Annotated in this window: 9 protein-coding genes; 6 read left to right on the forward strand and 3 right to left on the reverse strand. The window is 48.5% G+C overall.

Annotated features, from left to right (window positions below; translation table 11 throughout):
• Positions 1-7: 7 nt before the first annotated feature.
• The 3 genes from RTV33_RS04930 (at position 8) to RTV33_RS04940 (ending at position 2,276) form a co-directional block, all read left to right on the forward strand.
• Positions 8-763 (forward strand): GNAT family N-acetyltransferase, encoded by a 756-nt coding sequence (locus RTV33_RS04930; RefSeq protein ID WP_312642165.1) that lies wholly within the window; start codon positions 8-10, stop codon positions 761-763.
• A 141-nt stretch (positions 764-904) separates the two neighbouring features.
• Entirely contained in the window at positions 905-1,882 is a 978-nt protein-coding gene (locus tag RTV33_RS04935) for a metallophosphoesterase (RefSeq protein WP_312642167.1), read from the forward strand.
• 100 nt (positions 1,883-1,982) lie between these two features.
• Entirely contained in the window at positions 1,983-2,276 is a 294-nt protein-coding gene (locus tag RTV33_RS04940) for a hypothetical protein (protein ID WP_312642169.1), read from the forward strand.
• 12 nt (positions 2,277-2,288) lie between these two features.
• On the opposite strand, the gene RTV33_RS04945 is transcribed toward RTV33_RS04940, so the two are convergent.
• Positions 2,289-2,489: a hypothetical protein gene (locus RTV33_RS04945; RefSeq protein WP_312642171.1), complete on the reverse strand. Its 201-nt coding sequence runs from the start codon at positions 2,487-2,489 to the stop codon at positions 2,289-2,291.
• 157 nt (positions 2,490-2,646) lie between these two features.
• On the opposite strand from RTV33_RS04945, the gene RTV33_RS04950 reads away from it, so the two are divergent.
• The gene (locus RTV33_RS04950; RefSeq protein ID WP_312642173.1) at positions 2,647-2,805 is read left to right on the forward strand and encodes a hypothetical protein; all 159 of its coding nucleotides are present in this window, start codon (positions 2,647-2,649) and stop codon (positions 2,803-2,805) included.
• A gap of 5 nt (positions 2,806-2,810) precedes the next feature.
• Here RTV33_RS04950 and RTV33_RS04955 read toward each other — a convergent pair whose 3' ends face one another.
• Positions 2,811-3,995 (reverse strand): ROK family transcriptional regulator, encoded by a 1,185-nt coding sequence (locus RTV33_RS04955; protein ID WP_312642174.1) that lies wholly within the window; start codon positions 3,993-3,995, stop codon positions 2,811-2,813.
• 146 nt (positions 3,996-4,141) lie between these two features.
• Between RTV33_RS04955 and RTV33_RS04960 the strand changes: the two genes are divergently transcribed.
• Positions 4,142-5,119 carry an ROK family protein gene (locus RTV33_RS04960; RefSeq protein ID WP_312642175.1) on the forward strand — a complete coding sequence of 326 codons (978 nt, stop codon included), beginning with the start codon at positions 4,142-4,144 and terminating at the stop codon, positions 5,117-5,119.
• 24 nt (positions 5,120-5,143) lie between these two features.
• Positions 5,144-5,791: an SIS domain-containing protein gene (locus RTV33_RS04965; protein WP_312642176.1), complete on the forward strand. Its 648-nt coding sequence runs from the start codon at positions 5,144-5,146 to the stop codon at positions 5,789-5,791.
• 56 nt (positions 5,792-5,847) lie between these two features.
• On the opposite strand, the gene RTV33_RS04970 is transcribed toward RTV33_RS04965, so the two are convergent.
• On the reverse strand, positions 5,848-6,319 hold a 472-nt coding region (locus RTV33_RS04970), incomplete at its 5' end, for an ROK family protein (protein WP_312642178.1).

Here is a 6,319-nt window from a genome sequence, read left to right on the forward strand (position 1 = left end):
GTATGCTATGGATATTATTGAGGTAAACCGTGATAATATTGGGCGGGAGCACATCTGCTGCGCCCTTGCCGATAAAAAAAGTGACGTGGGTGCCGCAAGCAAAAAAGCATGGATGCAAAGCTGCTTTGCAGATGGCTACGTATTTAAAAAGCTGAATGCCCGCGGCAAGGTGCTGATTGAATATGTCCCTGCCGAAAATGCATGGAGTCCCATCGAGGCAGACGGCTATCTGTTCATCGATTGCTTCTGGGTATCGGGGCAGTTTAAAGGGCAGGGTTATGCAAACGCGCTGTTAAACGAGGCAATTGCAGCGGCAAAGCAGCAGGGTAAGCTTGGTTTGGCGGCGCTTTGTACGCAAAAAAAGATGCCGTTCCTTTCCGACCCGAAGTATTACAAATATAAGGGCTTTACCGTGGCAGATACCGCCCAGCCGTACTATGAACTGCTGTACCTACCGTTTGCAGAGCACGCGCCCGTACCGAAATTTAAGGCTTGTGCCAAAACAGGGGTTATTACGGAGCCAGGGCTGGTGTTTTACTATACCGACCACTGCCCACACAATGCCAAATACATTCCGCAGATTGTTGCGGCAATCAAGGCACGCGGTATACCGGTTACCGTGCATAAAATCGAAACCAAAGTGCAGGCGCAAAATGCACCCAACCCATTTACCACCTATGCTTTTTATGATCAGGGCAAGTTTGTTACCAACGAGATATTTGGCGATAAAAAACTTGAGAAGTTCTTAGAATCAATATTATAAAAAAGGAACAGGCTTTCGAAAGCCTGTTCCTTCTTTATAATATTCATTAACACAATTCACGGCAAAAGAATAGGATACTAACGAATAAATACGTGTTTTTTACTGTTTTTTAACATTAAGCAGCAGGGTGGAGGTGTCTTGATGTTTGCTTATAAAAGGATTTCGCAAACTTTTCGGTCGTCACATCAAATCCCCTTTGATGACTCATCCAAAATTATTATTATGAGCGACTGCCACCGTGGCGACGGAAGTTGGGCAGATAATTTTGCGAAAAACCAAAACCTATTTTTCGCCGCATTGGATTACTACAATCAGCAAAAATATACCTATATTGAGCTTGGTGATGGAGACGAGCTTTGGGAAAACAAAAAACTCTCGGATATTATTGAGATACACGGCAACGCATTTTGGATTATGTCTCGTTTTTATAGAGACAATCGGCTGCATCTGCTCTTTGGCAACCACGATATGGTAAAGAAAAACTTCCGCCTTGTAGAAAACGATTACAATAATTATTACGACGCCCGGCAAAAAAAATATACCCCTTTGTTCCCGGGTATTAAAATTCATGAAGGTATTATTTTGCGCCACACATCCACAGGCAAAAAGATATTTCTATTACATGGTCATCAGGCAGATTTTTTAAACGATACCTTATGGAGGTTAAGCCGATTTTTGGTACGTTATTTTTGGAAACCACTGGAATCGGTTGGCGTAAAAGACCCCACCAGTGCTGCGAAAAACTATAAACGAAAAAAGCAGGTGGAAAAAAAGCTGACAAAATGGTCGGTAAAAGAGGAGCAAATGCTGATTGCCGGGCATACCCACAGGCCGGTGTTGCCCGACCTTGGCGAACCGCTTTACTTTAACGACGGCAGCTGTGTTCATCCGCGCTGCATTACAGGAATTGAAATTGTACGGGGGGAGATTCTGCTCGTAAAATGGAGCTATAAAACCAAAAGCGATGGTACGGTGTATGTGGGCAGGCAGGTGCTTGCAGGGCCCAACAGGCTGGAGGATTATTTTAGACCGGCGGAGGATGGAGAATTGTATCGATATCTTGGATCAGCCAATACAGCAATGCCAACTGAATCAAAACATATTTTTTGTAAAAGATAATCTACAGGCAATAAAACAGGACGAAAACCGCACTTTTCGAATAGAGGCATATAAAAATACTTATTTATGGGCACTATGAATTTTCCGGGAGGATGAAAAAATGAAAAGAACCATTGCAGCGCTGGCGGCAGTGTGTATTTTGCTGTTTACGGGATGCACCAAAAAGCCGGAGAATATCACCTTTACCGCGACGATTGAGAGTATATCGGAACAAAGCATCATGGTCACCACTGCGGATGATGTCGGCTTTGACAAAGCGAGCGTAGGAATTGCGGATGTTGAGGTGAATTTTAACCTGTTTGAGGGGCAGACCGTGGAGCTGACGATTCGCCCCGAAATCAGAGAGAGTTACCCCGTGCAGGTTACCGCGGTTGCAATTAAGCCGGTAGAGTAATCGGAGCAGCCATTAGGTGCAAATCAAACATAAAAAAGAAGGTTCAGAGTGGAAGAGATCATCTCCATTCTGAACCTTTTTGCGGTTATAAACTTTTGGGTTTGCGGGTTTTTTGGTAACCGGGTTTACAGCGCCCCAGGTAATACGGTTTGCAAGATTGAGTTCACGCTTCGCTTTTTTGCTGAGCTTTTCTTTCGGTACAAATTTTTTCATATCTATCATCCTTTCATTGCTATTATACCATAATAAAGCTTAAAACAAACAGAAAATTATGTGCAGCAAAAAATTACAGTTTTAGGATAACTACCGAGTGATGGACAAAATCGCATAAGGCAGAGAAAGCATGAGATACTATGCTTGAGGTGATTTTATGTCTGAGAACAAGAAAGAAAAAAATCAAAAACAAGAAAAAGAAAACTGCAGCCAGCCGGTGAATGCAATGATGAACCGCAGCGCAAACCATGTGGAAAACCAAAACCAGAACCACAACACAAAAAAAGAAGCGCTCGGCCCCAACACCAAGCGCTAGAGTGCCTATATGGCAAGTTCACCGCTGAACAGCTTGCTAATAACAGCGGCGGCACTGCCCACAAGCGGTGCGGAGCCACGGAAGAAAGAGCGCGTTACGCGAATTTCTCTACGCCCTGCCGCAGCTGAGCGGCGGTTTAGGTTTTGGTCGAGCAGCCGTTCCAGTGTACCGCCCTCTGTGGCGGATTCGTACCCGACAATGATATTGTGGATATCCATCAGGCTTACCGCATTGATGACCGCACGTGCGAGGTATTCGCAAAACTCATCCAAAGCCGCGATTGCACCGCTGTCGCCACTGTCTGCCATAGTAACAATCTCAGCCCACGAATAGTCACGATGCGGTTTGTTCTCTGCCGAGAGCAACCGCATTTTTTGGTTTATCGTATCTAAACTGCTGTAAAGCTCAAGGCAGCCGACGTTGCCGCATGCACATACATCGCCCGAAAAATCAATGGTGGTGTGCCCAAGCTCACCGCTTTGCCCCATATCACCGTGGTACACCTGATGGTGCAGTACATACCCTGCACCGATACCGCTCTCGATGTGCAAGTAAAGAAAATTCTCCTCCTCTTTGCCGTTACCGTAAAGCTTTTCGGCAAGCGCGCCCGCCTTGGCGTCGTTCATCAAATAAGCGGGCAGCCCTGTTTGCTTGTGGATTAGCTCGGGCAGGGGGAGGTTTCGTATTCCGTAAAAGTTGGGCGGATTTGCAATGGTCTGCGCGATAATATCGACGGGGCCGAGTGCGGCAATGCCCACCGCCAGCATTCTGCTTTGGGAGGCAGCTTGCAGCCTGTTAAAATGGCTTACCAAATTGTCTACCAAATCTTCAGCTGTGGTAGAATGGTAACTGAACCTTGTCTGTGCAAGGATGTTGCCCTTTAAATCGCTTTGAATCACGGTGCAAAAGCCGCGCTTTACCAGCATGCCGCATACGCTTGGCGCGTTATCCGCAATATCCAGCACAATTGGTTTTCTGCCCGCGCCCGAAAACTCGGGCATGGGCGCTTCACGCTCACAAATAAACCCTTCATCCATTAAATCTGCCACAATTTTGCTGGAGGTGGTTTTGGTCAGCCCCGTTTTGCGTGCAAGCTCCACCCTTGAAACGGGGAATTCTGTGGCGACCAGCCGCAAAATCAGGGCGCGGTTTTTTGTTTTTACGTCACTCAGGTTAAAACCGGCGTTCATTGGCTTACCCACCTCCTATGCATTTTATTTGTTGCATTTATTATAGAGTAAAAAAAGAGAAAAATCAATTAGTAACTAAAGTTGACCAATTAAAATTTGCATGCTATACTGTGAGCAAAGAGAGATACAGGAAAGGATGTGCCCCATTGAAAGTCAGTATTGGAATTGACATTGGCGGAACAAAATGTGCCACGGTGCTTGGCAATATGGATGCCTGCGACAGCATTGACAGCCTGATATTGGATAAAATTTCGTTTGCAACCGAGGGGAGCCCCAAGGCTGTGATTGCAAAGCTGATAGAGTCGACCGATGATTTGCTGCAAAAACACCGCATCAGCCGCGAAATGCTGCACAGCATCGGTATCAGCTGCGGTGGGCCGCTCGACAGCAAAAAAGGCGTAATTCTAGGGCCACCCAACCTGCCGGGGTGGGACGAGGTCGCTATCTGTGCGGAGTTTGAGGCACATTATCATATCCCTGTGCGTTTAGAGAATGATGCCAACGCCTGTGCGGTGGCAGAGTGGAAGTTCGGCGCAGCGCGTGGTTACCGCAATGTGGTGTTCCTCACCTGCGGCACAGGGCTTGGCGCAGGGCTGATTTTAGACGGCAGACTGTACAGCGGCACCAACGATATGGCGGGCGAGGTAGGGCATGTACGCCTTACCCAAGCAGGGCCTGTGGGCTACGGCAAGGCAGGCTCGTTTGAGGGCTTGTGCAGCGGCGGCGGAATTGCCCAGCTTGCCAAAATGCGCATTCTTGAAAAGCTGCAGGCAGGCGAGAAGCCCGAGTTGTGCCCCAGCATGGCAGCACTTGATGACATCACCACAAAAGATGTGGCAATTGCGGCGAATGCAGGGGATGAGTTTGCAAAAAGTATACTCGCCGAAAGTGCGCGCTACCTCGGCATGGGGCTTTCCATTTTAATTGACATCCTCAACCCTGAGGTAATTGTGCTGGGCAGTGTTTACCAGCGCAACGCCGCTATGATGTACCCCTATGTACAGGAGGTAGTAGAGCGCGAGGCTCTGCCGCTGTCACATCAAGTGTGCCGTATTTTGCCTGCCGAGCTGGGCGACCGCGTTGGCGACTGCGCCGCATTGGCACTTACACTTTTGGAAGAATGAAACGGTTTGAAAGGATGAGTTTACATGAAAGATCATGTTAAAAAAATATTGGATGAACTTTTAGCGCGCTTTGACTGTTTGCGCGGTTGTGAGAAAGAAATTGTTACAGCTTACCAGCTGATGGAGGAGTGCTACACCCACGGCGGTAAAGTACTGATTTGCGGCAACGGCGGCAGCCAGGCCGATGCAGACCACATTGTGGGAGAGCTAATGAAGGGCTTTCTTTTGAAGAGACCCGTTTCACGGGAATATGCCACGCAGCTCGGCAGAGATTTTGAAGACGGCGCATACCTTGCCGCAAACCTGCAGGGTGCACTGCCTGCCATCTCACTGGGAAACCACAATGCGCTGCTCACCGCTTTTTCCAACGATGTGGCACCCGATATGGGCTTTGCACAGCAGGTGTTTGGCTACGGCAAAAAAGGCGATGTTCTCATTGGGCTGACCACCTCAGGCAACTCGGGCAATGTTGTTAATGCTGCCAAAATTGCAAAATCGCTCGGAGTTTCGGTTGTTTCCATTACCGGCGCTGGTGGCGGAAAAATTGCCGCACTTAGCGACAGCGCCATTCAGCTGCCCGCAACCGAAACCTACTTGGTGCAGGAGCTCACCCTGCCGGTTTACCATGCGCTGTGCGCTATGATAGAAACGCATTTCTTTGCCTGTTCCTAAACCCAACCATAAAAAACAAAAAGGGCTTCCGTTTTTTACGGAAGTCCCTTTTGTTTTTATAGCTGCTGATTAAAATAACGGCTGAGCACTGCCGAGGTGCTGGATATTGCCGCAGCATCTGTACCGAGCTGGGAGGGCAGCACCGCTACCGGGTGAGCCTTTCGGATGATCGACTGGCGGTCAATCATCACATTCAGCTTTGAAATGAGCAGTTCGGGGCGGTAGTTAAACTCACCGTAAAGCACAACCGAATCTAGGTCGAACAGGTTGATGGAACCGATAAACGCGCAGGCAAGGCGGCTTGCCTGATAATCAATCACCGCAAGGGCATGGCTGTCGCCATCGTAGGCGGCGTCCACCAGCTTGTGGTAATCATCAAACTCAAAGCGATTCTTGAGCGCCGCCATCGTCGCATAAAGCTCCAAACAGCCGCGGTTGCCACACGAGCAAAGCTCGCCGCCGCAGTCGATGCTGGTGTGCCCGAGCTCCCCTGCGTAGCCTGCAAAGCCACGGTAAATGCGCCCGTCC

Source organism: Hydrogenoanaerobacterium sp. (assembly GCF_032017025.1).
Lineage (GTDB): Bacteria > Bacillota > Clostridia > Oscillospirales > Ruminococcaceae > Hydrogenoanaerobacterium.